Raw genomic sequence first — 14,156 nt, 5'->3', positions numbered from 1 at the left:
CCGGGCGCAAGGGATCTATCCAGACAAGAAGGGGACATCGACGCCCCTCTCCCTGGTCCGTCCCAAGCGGTGAACATGGGGGGCAGGATCACCGGCCCGGACCGGCACTGAAGCGCGGCATCGTCTACATTGGAAACATAATGACGAGGCACGAATGCCTCCCTCCCATGTGTTCGGGGTACCGAGGGATGAAGAGATGAGTCGGTCGTTTCCGATCTCTCCGTTCTCGTTTGCATGCGTCTGTCAGGCGGGTGTTCCCTCGGATTCGGTCTATGGTTCCGCAACCCCATGAAACTCAAAGCCCTGGCCCTGGATTACGATGGGACGATCGCCGAGGACGGGCGGCTGAACCCTGCCGTGCGCGGGGCGCTGGAGCGTGCGCGTTCGGCTGGCCTGGTGGTGTTGATCGTTACTGGGCGGATTATTGGTGAGCTGCGGCATTTAGCTGGCGATCTCACCTTCGCCGAAGCGGTCGTCGGTGAAAACGGCGCAGTAATCACCTTTCCCCGGAGCGGGCGCTCGACGGCCTTGCACGAACCGCCGCCGCCGGCGTTTCTCGATGGATTGAGTGAGCGCAGCGTCGAGTTCAAGTGCGGCGAGGTTGTGGTGGAGGCCGCCGCGTCCGCTGCCCCCGAGGCCCTGGAACTGATCCGGCGGCTCGAGCTACCGCTGGCGATCCTGTTCAATCGCGGGCGCATGATGATCCTGCCCCAGGCGATCAGCAAGGCCACGGGATTTGCGGTCGCCCTTGAGGCCTTTCGCCTCTCTCCTCATAACGTCCTGGCGATCGGCGACGCGGAGAACGATCATGAGTTGCTTCGCAGCGCCGAGGTCGGAGTGGCGGTCGAGTGGGGCAGTGCCGCGCTCCAGTCGATCGCCGACGAGGTGTTGCCGGGCAAAGGGCCGGCCGCGGTGGCCGACTACATCGATGCAATTCTGGAGGGGCCGGACACGCTCCGCTCGGGCTATCCCCGTCGAAGACTGGTGTTGGGAACGACGCGTGGCGGCAATGACGTGTCGCTGGCGGTGTCGGGTCGGAACGTGGTTATCAGCGGAGATCCGAGATCCGGAAAGTCATGGGTGGCCGGTCTGGTGTGCGAGCAGCTGATCCTGCATGGCTACAGTCTGTGCATCGTTGACCCTGAAGGCGATTATGCCGGCCTGGAGGGGCTGCCCCGGGTGCTGATGACCGGCGGCGATGATCCGCCGCCCAAGCCGCATGAGCTGACGCGGTTGCTGCGGTATCCGGACCGCAGCGTCATCCTTAACCTGTCGCAGCTTTCCCATCTGGAAAAGCTCGATTACCTCAGAGACATTCTTCCGGAGATCAAAGTGGTGCGCCACCGTACCGGGCTGCCGCATCGGGTACTGGTCGATGAGGCGCATTATTTTCTTTGCGACCCGCAGGCCATGTCGCTGCTGGACGTGGGGGCGGGAGGCTGCACGATGGTGACCTATCGGGCATCACAGCTGCACCCCGATGTCCTGCAGGTGGCCGACGTCATGCTGGTCTCGAGGGCGACCGATCCTGAGGAAGTGGCCGCCCTGGCAAGGGCCGCCCGGGTATCGGTGGATCTGGAGGAATGGAAGAGCCTCCTGGCGGGGTTGGCGGTCAATGAGGTCGCCCTCCTGCCGGGGCCAGAGGAGGCCGAAGGCCGGCTGCGGATCATGCGTCTGGCCGAGCGCCTGACACCCCACGTCCGCCATCGCATGAAGTACATCGATGTCCCGGTGGCCGCGCATCACGCGTTTGTGTTTTCGACAGACGGCCACCCGTCAGGCCAGCGCGCCCATACGCTTAAGGAGTTTGTGGACACGCTGGCGTGGATGGAGCCCAAGCGGTTCCATGGCCACCTGCAGCGCCGCGACTTTTCGAACTGGATCGAGGGGGTGTTCGGAGATCGGCCCCTGGCCGCCCGAATCCGTCAGTTGGAGGACGCCTATCGGGCGGGGCGCATAGCCGACATCCATGAAGCCATCATCGAGGCCGTCCAGTCGCGCTATGCATTCAGGCATGAGGCTTAAGGGAATGCCGGGTGCGCGGGACATGCAACGAACACTGATGATCCTCTCCGACGTTCTCGCGAGTCCGCCCCCTAGGGACGAGATGACTGACCATCGTTCCAACGGAGATCGTGACCGGGAGGACCAGGAGGACCAGGAGGACCAGGAGGACCAGGAGGACCAGGAGGACCAGGAGGACCAGGAGCCGAGACACCCCGGCGGGGACGATCGCGACTCGGAAGACCGCGACCGGGAAGACCGAGGCTCGCCCGAGCCGCCGCGCGGGGAGCGACCCGGCGACTCGCCTGGCGGCATGCCACCGCGTCGCGGCCCCGACCTCGGTCCCGGCCCGGGTGGGCGCGAACCGGACGGGCCGGGCGACAAGGGTGGGCGGCCACAGTGGCTGTTCGTGCTGTGGATCGCGATCAGCGTACTGGTGCTGTTCCAGCTCCTGACGCTGGTGCAGGAGCCGGACCGAGCGGAACTCACCTACAGCGAGTTCGTGCGCGCGGTGGACCAGGGTCAGGTGCACGAGGTGAAGATGCGCGGCCACGAGGTGCAGGGCACGCTGACTGTGGTCGGGCGCCAGGACCTGGGCATCGACGATCCCGGGCACTTCCGTACCTTCACCCCGGAGCTGACCGGCGAGGAGCTGCTGCGCAAGCTGGAAGACCGCGGGGTGGAGATCTCGGCTGAGGCCGCGGACCCGCCATGGTGGCAGGCACTGCTGGTGGGTTTTCTCCCTTTGCTGCTGTTGCTTGGACTGCTGGTGTGGTTCTGGTCTCGCATGCAACAACGGGCGATGTCAGGTGTGGGCGGCGGCCCGCTGCAGTTCGGCAAGTCCATCGCGCGGCGAGTGGAGCCGCAGAAGAGTCGCGTGCGCATGGACGACGTGGCCGGCTGCGACAACGCCAAGCGCGAGGTGCAGGAGGTGATCGACTTCCTCAAGGAGCCGGACCGCTTCAAGGAGCTGGGGGCCACTATCCCGCGCGGCATCCTGATGATGGGGCCGCCGGGCACCGGCAAGACGCTGATGGCGCGCGCGGTGGCCGGGGAGGCCGGGGTGCCGTTCTTCACCGTGACCGGGTCGGAGTTCATCGAGATGTTCGTCGGCGTCGGCGCCTCGCGCGTGCGCGATCTGTTCCGCCAGGCCAAGGAGAACGCGCCGTCAGTGATCTTCATCGACGAGCTGGATGCGATCGGCCGCTCGCGCGGGGCCGGCGTCGGCGGCGGACACGACGAGCGCGAGCAGACCCTGAACCAGATCCTGTCGGAGATGGACGGCTTCGAGCACGAGGAGTCGGTGGTGGTGCTGGCCGCCACCAACCGCCCGGACGTGCTCGATGCCGCGCTGCTGCGCCCCGGGCGTTTCGACCGCAAGATCACCCTCGAAAACCCGCACCGCGAGGCGCGCCGGTCGATTCTCGGCGTGCATACCCGGAAGGTGCCGCTGGCGGACGACGTCGATCTCGACCAGGTTGCTGCCTCGACCATCGGCTTTTCCGGCGCGGAGCTTGCCAACCTGGTCAACGAGGCGGCGCTGTTAGCGGGGCGGCGCCGGCTGAAGCAGGTGGATCGCGCCTGTTTCTTCGATGCTCGCGACCGCATCATGCTGGGCGAGAAGCGCGAGGAGAAGATCTCCGAGCGCGAGCGCCACGTGATCGCCTATCACGAATCCGGGCATGCGCTGCTGGCGTATCTGCTACCGCATGCCGACACCCTGGAGAAGGTCACGGTAATCCCGCGCGGGTTCGCCCTGGGCGTGACCTCGCAGGTGCCGGACGAGGAACGCCACACCTACAACGAGTCCTATCTGCGCGACAGGATCGGCGTGATGTTCGGCGGGCGGCTGGCGGAGTCGCTGGTGTTCGGCGAGGTCAGCAGCGGGGCGGAGAACGATCTGCGTCAGGCGACCCAGCTGGCGCGGCGGATGGTGGCGCACTGGGGCATGAGCAAGCGCGTCGGGCCGGTGTCGCTGCCGCAGAGCGAGGAGCATGTGTTCCTCGGGCGTGAGATCGCGCGCCCGCGCGAACACAGCGAGACCACCGCGGCGTTGATTGACGAAGAGGTGCGCGACCTGCTGGAGGAGATTGAGGGCAACGCCCGCGCCACGCTGGAACATCACCGCGACGCCCTGGATGCCCTCGCCCGCGCACTGGAAGAGCGCGAGACCCTGACCCGCAAGGAGATCGAGGCGATCGTCGACCAGTACGGGCCGGGGCAGCCCGCAGCCGAAAAGTCCGGCAACACCGGAGTCTCTGGCACCCCCTGAGACAGGCAACCCCGACCCCGTGCAAGCACGATCCTGAGAGAGCGGAGCACGAATCGTGGCGGATTCGGCAAGTTTTCGAGGGTCGGCAGCCGGGGCTGTTGGAGGCCTGGAATGAGGTTCTTTGGCCACGAACGCGGATGAGCGTGTTGCGTCTGTGGATTTCACCGAGCATGGTCTGATGGATGGCCGTCGAACTCCCGAACCTTAAGTCCTCAACACCCCAACGCTAATGGCAGACACTCGCTACGTCACCGCAAACCGTCTGACTGAGGAGTCGAAGGCGATCCAGAGGCGCGGGCGCAACCTGGTACTGCTCCTGGGGTTGCCGGTCGCGCTCGGTGGGTTCTTCGTGCATCCGCTGGTGGGCCTGATCACACTGGCAGGGGTGGTCGTGCTGGTGGGCCTGGTTGGCGGCAGCGCGGTCATCGAGGCGGGTGCGCGGGGCGAAGATGCGGCGCTGGAGTACCTGGCGGAGCTTCCCGACTCGTTCACGGTCTTCAACCAGGTGGATTTGCCGGATGAACGCTCGCGTACCGGCGTGGCGGAGGCGGATCTGGTGGTGGTGGGGCCGGAGGCGCTGTTCGTGATCGAGGTGAAGCACAACAGCGGGGCCATCGACTGCGACGAGCAGGCTTCGCGATGGACGGTGAGCAAGACCGGGCGGCGCGGCAGCCGCTACACCAAGCAGATGCGCAACCCGGTGCGGCAGGTGAAGAAGCAGGTGTGGCTACTGAGCGAGTACCTGAAGGGCCGCAAGGCCAAGCGCTGGATCCAGCCGATCGTGCTGTTCACGCACCCGGAGGTGTCGCTTGGGCGTGCGGGCGAGCTGTCGGTGCCGGTGCTGACGGGGCCGGAGCTGGTGGAGTACATCCGCAGCTTCCGCCCCGAGCGCCCGCGCCCGGTGAAGGAGAACACGGTTCGGGCCATCGCGGCGCTGAAGGGATGAAGGCGGGGGCGTGCCCCGGACAGGGCCGGCCGGTCCCGCGCGGGCGGTTATTCCTCGGCCGGTTCGCCGGTGACGAGTTCCTGCATGAGTGGACGAATCTTCTGTTCGGTGGCGGGCAGAAGGGGACATCCATGATTTCTTGTTCTGCGGCGTCATCAAGGCGCGGGGGCCTTGAGGACCTGGCGCACTCGTCAGCCCGGCCAGAACGGGGATTGTGAAACTCGGGATCCTCCTCTGTGTTCTATGCTCCCAGACTCGAGGGGATGACAGAGACGGCGAATCATGCCTCGACGATGCAGTGATGGACACCGCGAGGCCCTGCTGGCGAGGCTACCGTGCCGCCGCCTCACGGCCTGGCGGGGGGAGCCGGCTCCGGTACAGGGGAGTTCAGGATGAGTGCGCAAACCATCGGGGAACTGCTGTCTTCCCGTTCCGTTCGCGAGGACCACGACGCAGTCGTCTCCATGAGCCGCGATGGCTCCGATGCCCTCGCTCGGGGGGAACTGCTCGAACGGGCGGGGCGCCTGGCGGCCGGGCTGCAGCAGGCCGGAGTCGAGCAGGGCGACCGGGTCCTGATCCTGGCTCCCAACAGCGCCGAGTGGGTGGTGTCGGCCCTGGGCGTGATGAATGCCGGGGCGGTCCTGGTGCCCCTGGATACTCAGATGCCGCGCGAGGACCTGGACCACGCGATTTCGGATTCCGCACCGCGTTTCATCTTTACCACCACGAAGCTCAGGGACCGGCTCCCCGAGGCCCTTGGCGAGGTACGCATCTACCGGTTCGATGCGGACGCCGATGCTGCGGATGCCTGGGAGGGGCTTCTCGCGAAGGCGCCGGCAGACCCGGTTGCGGGCCCGGATGATATCGCGGCGATCTTCTATACCTCCGGCACCACGGGGCCGCCGAAGGGGGTCCCGCTGACGCATGCCAACCTGAGCAGCAACGTGGAGGCGTTGTGCGGCCAGGAACTCGCGGACGATCGCGATCGGGTTCTGGTGCCCCTGCCGTTTCACCATGTGTATCCGTTTACCGTGGGCATCCTGATTCCGCTGACCCTGGGCGCGACCATCATCGTGCCGTTCTCGCTGGTGGGTCCGCAGATCGTGCGCGCGCTTCGCGAGGGCGAGGCCACGGTGATGCTTGGGGTGCCGCGGTTGTACGAGGCCGTGTGGCAGGCCCTGGAAGATCGGGTCGCGGGGCGCGGCGGGCTGGCGGCGTTCGTGTTCCGGCGGATCATCGGTGTCTCCAGGCTGGCGCGCCGCCGGCTCGGTCTCAACCTCGGCCGGAGGCTGCTGAAGGGCCTGCACAGTCGCCTGGCCCCGCGCCTGCGGCTGGTCGTCGCTGGCGGGTCGGCGCTCGATCCGGAGCTGGCGCGCAACCTGCAGGCGCTGGGCTGGGAGGTGGCGACCGGCTACGGCCTCAGCGAGACCTCCCCGATCCTGACCTACAACCCGCCGGATCGGCTCAAAATCGAGGCCGCCGGTCTGCCGTTGCCCGGAGTCGAGCTCAAGATCGACGATTCGCAGTCTGGCGACGGGCGTGGCGAGGTGATGGCGCGCGGGCCGAACGTGTTCTCCGGCTACCTGAACCTGCCGGACAAGACCCAGGAGGTCCTGGAGGAAGACGCCTGGTTCCGCACCGGCGATACCGGCGAGATCGACGATGACGGTTACCTGCACCTGCTCGGGCGGGAATCTTCGATGATCGTCCTCTCGGGCGGCGAGAACGTTGATCCGGAACGGGTGGAAGATGCATTGAAGACGATCAAGGACGTACGCGAGGCCGGTATTCTGGCGCACGAAGATCGCCTGGCCGCTGTCGTTGTGCCCGAATCGGGTCTGCTGCGCGAGGTGACCGGCGACGATCTCGAGAAGCGCCTGAGGGAGGCGGTGAACCGGGCGGCGAAGGAACTGCCAAGCCATCATCGCCCGGGCACGGTGCGCGTTGCGCTCGACCCGTTGCCGCGCACGCGCCTGGGCAAGCTGCGTCGGCACAAGCTGGAAGAGTTGTTCGAGGAGCTGGGCCGGGAGGACACGGTCTCCGAGGCGCTGCCGGAGCCGGTTTCGCCCGAATCCTGGGCGCCGGAAGACCAGCAGCTGCTGTCGGATCCTGCAGCGGAGCAGACATGGGCCTATCTTGCCGAACGGTTTCATGACCTGCGTCTGACGCCGGACAGCATGCTGGCGGACGAACTCGGGATCGATTCGCTCAACTGGGTGGATCTGACGCTTGCGCTGGAGGACCGCGCGGGCATCGACCTCGACGATTCGGCGATCGAGCGCGTGGAGACGGTGCGCGACCTGCTGAAGGAGGCGGCCGGAGCCGCGGAGGCGAAGGAAGGGCGAGGGGAGCTCAAGCAGCAGCTCCAGGATCCCGAGTCTTTGCTCGATCCTGCTCAGCAGAGTGCTCTGGAGCCGCCGGGGACGGCCGGCCGGGTGGCCGGGCGTCTGCTCCTGGGAGGTGCGCGGCTGCTGAGCCGATTGTTGATGCGCGTGGAGGTGCGGGGCCGACTCCCCGATCCGGATGCGGGTCCCCATATCCTTGCACCGCGCCATCTGAGCTTCGTGGACCCGCTGGCGTTGCTGCCGGCGTTCAGCACGCGACACCTGGAAGCGCTGTACTGGGCGGGCCTGGAGGCCTATCTGTTTTCCAACCGGTTCTCCCGCGCGTTCAGCCGCGTCGCGCGAATTCTGCCGGTCGATCCCGCCGCGGCACCGCGGCGCAGTCTCCTGCAGGCCGCCGCGACTGTGCGGCGCGGCCACAGCCTGGTCTGGTTTCCGGAAGGGCAGCGTTCCCCGGACGGCAGTCTCCAGCGCCTGCGGCCCGGCATCGGGCTGGTGGCCGCAGCACAGCCCGTGCCGGTGGTGCCGATATGGATTGAGGGTACACGCGAGGTGATGGCCCCGGGTCGGATCTTCCCGCGGCCTGGCAAGAGGGTGCGCGTGATCATTGGCGAGCCGATTTCGGTCGATGCCTGCGGCCAGAATGAGCGCGAGATCGTGCAGACCCTTCAGGCCGCACTCGGGGAGCTGGGAGGGGAGCCCGCGGCCGAAGACAATCGGTAGGGGCGCGCACGCGGCGAGGCCGTGCCAAGGGGGCATCTCGTGCCACACGCATTAATGACGGGGTCGGACCACGGTAACGTTGGGAGAATCTCGGGAACCCAGTCGAGAAGGGAGATGGCGAAGTAGGGGGCACCCATGACTTGGCTCGCTGAGTGGTGTGCCCGGCGCCGCATCGTCCAGGGCGGCTGGGCTCCTGCGCGTGTGGCTGGGGCAGGGGTGGCTGTAGGTCGCTTGGGCCGTCCGGTGGCGCCGCTTTCAGACATTGAATGGGTCGGAGCGATGCCCAGGAAGAGGGCACCCAGGAGTTTTAGCACGGCGCGCAGGACGAGGAGGAAACCGGGCGGGATGCCGGACCAGATTTTTGTCCCCGTTAGTCGAGCATGCCGTGGTCGCGGCCGATGGCACGGGCTCGTGCCTTAAAAACGGCCACGCATGGTGTCCAGGGAAACGCTGCTTGCTCAGGACACGACCCGGACACCGATGACCTGCTGAGGCGTTCTCCCGGGCTGCCCTGTTCGGGGCCAGGCCCGATTGCCTCTACGCGCGGAGGAGCTGGCCCTTTACGCCTTGTTTTCTGGGCGTTTGCAGAAACTGGTGCCTACGCTTCGGGCATCACGTTGGTCGCGCTCGGGCCCTTCGGGCCTTGTTCTACCTCGTAGGAGACTTTCTGTCCCTCGGCGAGGGTCTTGAAGCCGCTGCCCTGGATATTGCTGTGATGCACGAATACGTCCTTGGAACCATCCGAGGGGGTGATGAAACCGAAGCCCTTTTCGTCACTGAACCATTTCACTGTACCGGTAGCCATTCTGTCCTGCTCCTTGCGATTGGAGTCGATGCGGACAGGCATTTCCGGCCGAGTCCGTCGACACGGTGCTGCGCTGCAGTGTCTGTCTGGCGGCAGTCCCTGTGCCGCGAGAGTAGGGCAAGGGCCTGCCAGTCAGCGCGACTGCTGGCGCGGGTGGGGCGGGATGTCGCCCTTGCTTGTTTTATAGCAGTTCGCGCGGGAAGCGGGGCGATTACGCCTGGATCCGGAACGCCCGCGCAGTCGCATGATTTACGAACCGAAGAAGGGCGACGAAGGGGGCACCCATGATTGCGCCAAGAAGATGCCCGAGTTGCAGGACGTGGCAAGGAGAACGGGCGTTCCGCTGAAGTCATGGTCCCGGCGCCTGTGGAGCCCTGGAGCCGAACAATCCGGACAGCTCCAATTGGCCGAGTATTGCGGGGGAGTTGTCATGAATGTCGGGCTTCACGCGGTCACGAGTTACGACTTGCCGCCTATCGAGCGGTGGCTGCGCTCGGGTCATGTGCGCGGCACCTGGGGCGACCCCGATGCGAACCTTCGCGAGCTGAGCGAGCCGCCCGGCGAGGGGCGTGCCCGCGCTACCAGGAGGCCTCGGGTAGCGTCAGTGTCTCGACCCGGTTGCGGCCGGCGCGTTTGGCGCGGTAGAGCGCCTCATCCGCCTGGCGCAGCAGGGCCCTGGGCTCCACGGGCCACCGGGTGTGTACGCTGCACACGCCAATACTGATGGTGACGCGTCCTTCGTCGGTGTCGGGTTGTTTCAGGTCGAGCCCGTACACCGCCTCGCGGATGCGTTCGGCGACCCGCAGCCCGCCCTCGGGGTTGGTGTCGGCCAATACGCAGGCGAATTCCTCGCCACCGTAGCGGGCGCCGACATCGGCGGGGCGGTTCAGTACCGAGCGGATGACGTCGGCGACTGCCCGCAGGCAGTCATCCCCGGCCTGGTGGCCGAAGGCGTCGTTGTACGGCTTGAAGTGGTCGATATCGATCATCAGCAGCGAGAGGGAGCGTTCGCGCCGGGCAGCGCATTCCCGCTCGAGCTGGTGGTCGAACTCGCGTCGGTTGGCGAGGCCGGTCAGCCCGTCCACGCGCGCCTGGCGGGCCAGTTCCTGCTCCACCTGCTTGCGTGCCAGGGTGCCGGCGATCATGTCGGCGACGAGCCGCAGCGCGGTGATCTGGTCGTCGGTCCAGCAATGCGGCGCCTCTACGGCATCGAACCCGAGCATGCCGAAGGCGTTCTGGTCGCTGACCAGCGGGATCAGCAGCAGGGAGCGGATCTGCTCGCGGCGGAATTCCTCCTGTTCCACCGCCGCCTCCGCCGGCAGTTCGTCGACGTCTGGCACGTGCACGACCTTTCTTGCGAGGACCTGTGAGGTGACCCAGTTATGTTCTTGCAGAGGAATCGCCTGAAGGTGCTCCCGGTAGGGCTGTACGCCGCGGGCGCACCATTCGTTGACCAGACTCATCTGATGGGCGGGGAGGTCGAAGCGAAACACGTAGGCGCGCCCGAGGCCGAAGAAGACTCCCAGTCGGGCCAGGCTCTCTTCCATCACCCGGTCGACGTCTCCGGCCGTGATGTTGATCAGTGCGGCGGAGATCTCGGCGATCATGCCTTGCAGGCGATACTGCCGATCGTGGGCCGCCTCCAGCCGGCGGCGGTCGCTGATGTCGACGGCGACCGCGCTTGCTCCAAGCAATTGCCCGTCCGCGGCAAACAGCTGCTCGGAGTGCCACTCCAGGGTGCGGTCCTCGCCGGTGCGGGTGCGGATCGTGCTCTCGAACCCTTGCAGGCCCTGGCCCCGCTCCATGATTTGGCACGCGCGGGCAAAGACCGCCTCGCGGTAGTTGGGATCGGGATATAGCCATTCCCACACGCGGTCGTGCCCCAGCACCTCCTCGCGGGAGTAGCCGCTGATCTGTTCGGCCGCACGATTCCAGAAGGTGATGCGGCCGTCCACATCCAGTGAATTGATCCAGACCGCTGCGTTGTCGACGATCAGCGCGTTGAACGGGTCCTGATCTTCATACGCCATCGATGCCCCCTGGCCAGGCGAGTGATCACGCTCCATGTTGTCAGAATGCCAGAAAGTCCGGTCGGGGCAAGCATGAGTTAAACCAGAAGCAAGGTTGTAGCAGGGCAGGCATGAAACGGGCGGGCGCACCCAGAAAAGGACGACCAATGCCTCCCCCTTTGGAGGCGTTGGTTCTGAATAAAGACTTTGAATGCAGCGGGTTATCGTGTTTCAGATCCCGATGAGGCTGGAGCGGCCTACAGTGTGATGTCGGCTTCCAGGATCAGGAACACCAGCAGGGCGAGGGTGACGGCCCAAAGCAGCAGATAGCCGGCCATGCTCTGCGCAGCGGCCTCCCGCTGAGCGCGTCCGCGCGGGCGCACGCCCTGATAGAGAAACACGAGCTTGGCCGACAGGTTTACGCACACCACGTTGACCGCCAGTAGCAGGAAGGCCATGTAGGCGGCGGAGAACTCGCCGGAGCCGAGCATGATGCCAACGGTAGCAGCCGGCGGCAGGAGGGCGACGGCCACCATCACGCCGACCAGAACCGTGGGCAGGCCGGTGGTGAGCGACAGCACTGCGGCGGCTCCGGACGCAAGGGCGAGAGCGACCGAGTCGAGACCGACTTGGGTGCGCATTTGCAGTTCGCGCGCGCCGACGTCCACCGACATGACAGTGGCGAGCAGGATCCCGATCAGGATGGCCCCGCCGAGTCCCACCACGTTCGTGCGCAGGGAGCGTCCGATCAGCCGCGTGTCGGCCATGGAGGTCCCGAGCGCCAGTGCCAGGTTGGGACCCAGCAGCGGAGCGATAACCATCGCGCCAATCACCACGGCCACGTTGTCCTCCAGCAGACCAATGGCCGCGACGATGGTGGACAGCACCGTCAACAGGACGAACTGGCCGGTGAGGTCGGCGCCCCCGGCCACGTTGGTATAGAGCTCTTCACGCGAGATGGCGCGGGCCTTCTTGCCGGTGCGTGCAGCATCCTTATCGTCGGCAGTGGAGTCCTGCAACGGGTCGGGCAGGACCGCCTCCACCGGCAGGACCAGGATGCGCGCGGTCTCGACCGCGCCCAGCACACGATAGAGGTCGTCCAGCAGGCGCTGGCGGTAATCCGTGCTGACCAGCATGTGCACGGCCATGCGGTCACGGTTTTCGTCCACCCCGTGCCAGAGGACATCGATGGCCAGCCCGTCGGCGATTCCCAGTACGGTATCCAGATGCCCGGCCGGGCCGACGACTTCAATGATCTTGCTACTCATGGGCCCCCCTTTGCTTCCGGCATCATAGCAGGGGGGCTGGAGCTGCCGGGCGCGGCAAGAGAACCGGGGGCATGCGCGAACGGGGTACGCAGCATCGCTCAAACTATGCGTGGACCCGGATCGGGGAAGTCGACAACATGGGCGTCACGGGTCTGTGGCATTCGCAGGCAGGAGCCGGTGTTGGGAACGGAGGGAGTGAATGGCAACGGCGCTTCAGAATCAGACGGCGCGCAAGATCCTGCGCGGGCTCAAGTCGCACTATCCGGTGTTCTACCTGCAAGGGTGGGACGAGGACCGCATGGAGCGGCTGCTGCGGGCGGTCGCGCGTTCGTACTACGGCGAGGACGGGCACCTGGAAGTGTGGTCCGCGGGTACAGGGTTCGACAGCGATGCCCCCGACGCCCTGACGACCGATCCGCTGGAGGCGGTGGCACGTGTGGCGAAGGGGCGCACCGAAGGCCCGCGCATGGTGCTGCTGAAGGATCTGCCCACCGGGTTCGAGGGCAACCCGGCGCTGGTCCGCGGGGTGCGCGACCTGTACTACCGGTTGAAGAACAGCCGCGACGTGGTGTTTCTCAGCTGTCCGCTGCTGAAGCTGCCGGAGATCCTGAAGAAGGAGGTCTTCCTGATCGAGGTTGACCTGCCGTCGGAGGAGGAGGTGCTGGAGCAGCTGGAGGCCGCGAGCGGCGCGTCCGGGGTCCCGCGCGAGCAGTTGTTTCGCGTGGCGGCCGGGATGCGCGGGCTGTCGCTGAACGAGGTCGGGCACTTGAGTGCGCGGCTGTTTGGCGGCAAGCCGATGGGCGAGGCCGAGATGCTGGCCGAAATCCAGGAGGAAAAGGGCCAGATCCTGCGCAAGGAGAGCTGCCTGCAGTTCTACCCGCCGCAGCGCTCGCTGGACGACATCGGCGGGCTGGAGAACCTGAAGGAGTGGGTGCGCACGCGCGCGGACCTCTTTACCGAGAAGGCCTGGCGCGACAACGTGCCACTCCCGGCCGGCGTGCTGTTCATGGGGGTCAGCGGCTGCGGCAAGAGCATGGCGGCGAAGGCGATCGCGACCGCCTGGGGCCTGCCGCTGGTGCGCCTGGACATGAGCCTGGTGCTGTCCGGCAGCTTTGGCACGCCGGAGTATGCCTTTGCCCGGGCGACGCGGATTGCAGAGGAGATTGCGCCGATGGTGCTGTGGGTGGACGAGCTGGAGAACGCCTTTGGCTTCGACAGCCAGGCACCGGGCAGCGCCGGTAACGTGAACATTTTTTCGAGCTTTCTAACCTGGCTGCAGGAGAAGTCGCCCCGCGTGTTCGTGGCGGCGACCGCGAACCGCATCCATCAGCTCCCGGCCGAGCTGATGCGCAAGGGCCGGTTCGACCAGCTGTTTTTCCTGGACCTGCCGCAGGCGGAAGAGCGCAAGGAGATCCTGCGGATTCATGTTGAGCGCTACGGCGGCAATATCGAGGAGTTCAATCTGAACTACATGGCCGCCAGCACCGAGGACTGGAGCGGGGCGGAGATCGAGCAGGCGGTGAAGTCGGCGCGCATCGATGCCTATCAGGAGGGGCGGGTGTTCAACCAGCGCGACGTGATCCGCAACGTGATCAACACCGTGCCGCTGTCGCGGACGATGGTGGAGCAGATCCGCGAGATCAAGAGCTGGGTGTTCCAGCGTGCGATCAATGCCTCCAGGACGGAGGCGGGGAGCGCAGCCTCCAGTGCGCCGAAGGCGCCACGGCAGGAGCATTGAGTCAGTAGCGGTCACAGAGGATGGATGGGGTAGACCGCGCGGGGTCCGC

The 14,156-nt window shown here is 66.3% G+C and carries 8 protein-coding genes and 1 pseudogene; 6 read left to right on the top strand and 3 right to left on the bottom strand.

Features of this window, described 5'->3' with window-relative positions; genetic code table 11:
* Positions 1 to 288 precede the first annotated feature (288 nt).
* From F791_RS0110990 to F791_RS0110975, 5 genes and pseudogenes are all read left to right on the top strand, one after another.
* Positions 289 to 2,025, top strand: a complete 1,737-nt coding sequence (locus tag F791_RS0110990) for an HAD hydrolase family protein (RefSeq protein WP_019592595.1) — start codon at positions 289 to 291, stop codon at positions 2,023 to 2,025.
* An 82-nt stretch (positions 2,026 to 2,107) separates the two neighbouring features.
* Entirely contained in the window at positions 2,108 to 4,276 is a 2,169-nt protein-coding gene (ftsH, locus tag F791_RS0110985; RefSeq protein ID WP_019592594.1) for an ATP-dependent zinc metalloprotease FtsH, read from the top strand.
* Positions 4,277 to 4,397: 121 nt separating this feature from the next.
* Positions 4,398 to 4,481 (top strand): annotated as a pseudogene (locus tag F791_RS13705) (DUF2442 domain-containing protein); the annotation flags it as partial.
* A gap of 24 nt (positions 4,482 to 4,505) precedes the next feature.
* On the top strand, positions 4,506 to 5,222 hold the full coding sequence (locus F791_RS0110980) for a nuclease-related domain-containing protein (protein WP_019592593.1): 717 nt from the start codon (positions 4,506 to 4,508) through the stop codon (positions 5,220 to 5,222).
* A gap of 392 nt (positions 5,223 to 5,614) precedes the next feature.
* A complete protein-coding gene (locus F791_RS0110975) occupies positions 5,615 to 8,287 on the top strand; it encodes an AMP-binding protein (protein ID WP_019592592.1) in 2,673 nt (890 codons plus the stop codon).
* A 598-nt stretch (positions 8,288 to 8,885) separates the two neighbouring features.
* On the opposite strand, the gene F791_RS0110970 is transcribed toward F791_RS0110975, so the two are convergent.
* From F791_RS0110970 to F791_RS0110960, 3 genes are all read right to left on the bottom strand, one after another.
* Complete coding sequence (locus tag F791_RS0110970; RefSeq protein ID WP_018649446.1) at positions 8,886 to 9,092, bottom strand: cold-shock protein; 207 nt, start codon at positions 9,090 to 9,092, stop codon at positions 8,886 to 8,888.
* Between the two features lie 578 nt (positions 9,093 to 9,670).
* Positions 9,671 to 11,122 (bottom strand): diguanylate cyclase, encoded by a 1,452-nt coding sequence (locus F791_RS0110965; RefSeq protein ID WP_018994892.1) that lies wholly within the window; start codon positions 11,120 to 11,122, stop codon positions 9,671 to 9,673.
* Between the two features lie 236 nt (positions 11,123 to 11,358).
* Positions 11,359 to 12,369 (bottom strand): TIGR00341 family protein, encoded by a 1,011-nt coding sequence (locus tag F791_RS0110960; RefSeq protein ID WP_018137802.1) that lies wholly within the window; start codon positions 12,367 to 12,369, stop codon positions 11,359 to 11,361.
* 199 nt (positions 12,370 to 12,568) lie between these two features.
* Here F791_RS0110960 and F791_RS0110955 point away from each other — a divergent pair, with 199 nt between their 5' ends.
* Complete coding sequence (locus F791_RS0110955; RefSeq protein WP_018174173.1) at positions 12,569 to 14,107, top strand: AAA family ATPase; 1,539 nt, start codon at positions 12,569 to 12,571, stop codon at positions 14,105 to 14,107.
* Positions 14,108 to 14,156: the final 49 nt, after the last annotated feature.

Source organism: Thioalkalivibrio sp. ALRh (assembly GCF_000381425.1).
In the GTDB taxonomy this organism is placed as follows: Bacteria; Pseudomonadota; Gammaproteobacteria; order Ectothiorhodospirales; family Ectothiorhodospiraceae; genus Thioalkalivibrio.
This window is presented reverse-complemented; position numbering and strand designations above follow the sequence as displayed.

Coding starts and splice junctions, on each gene's coding strand:
- F791_RS0110975 (WP_019592592.1), top strand. CDS start 5,615: ATGAGTGCGCAAACCATCGGGGAACTGCTGTCTTCCCGTTCCGTTCGC.
- F791_RS0110965 (WP_018994892.1), bottom strand. CDS start 11,122: ATGGCGTATGAAGATCAGGACCCGTTCAACGCGCTGATCGTCGACAAC.
- ftsH (WP_019592594.1), top strand. CDS start 2,108: ATGACTGACCATCGTTCCAACGGAGATCGTGACCGGGAGGACCAGGAG.
- F791_RS0110990 (WP_019592595.1), top strand. CDS start 289: ATGAAACTCAAAGCCCTGGCCCTGGATTACGATGGGACGATCGCCGAG.
- F791_RS0110980 (WP_019592593.1), top strand. CDS start 4,506: ATGGCAGACACTCGCTACGTCACCGCAAACCGTCTGACTGAGGAGTCG.
- F791_RS0110960 (WP_018137802.1), bottom strand. CDS start 12,369: ATGAGTAGCAAGATCATTGAAGTCGTCGGCCCGGCCGGGCATCTGGAT.
- F791_RS0110970 (WP_018649446.1), bottom strand. CDS start 9,092: ATGGCTACCGGTACAGTGAAATGGTTCAGTGACGAAAAGGGCTTCGGT.
- F791_RS0110955 (WP_018174173.1), top strand. CDS start 12,569: ATGGCAACGGCGCTTCAGAATCAGACGGCGCGCAAGATCCTGCGCGGG.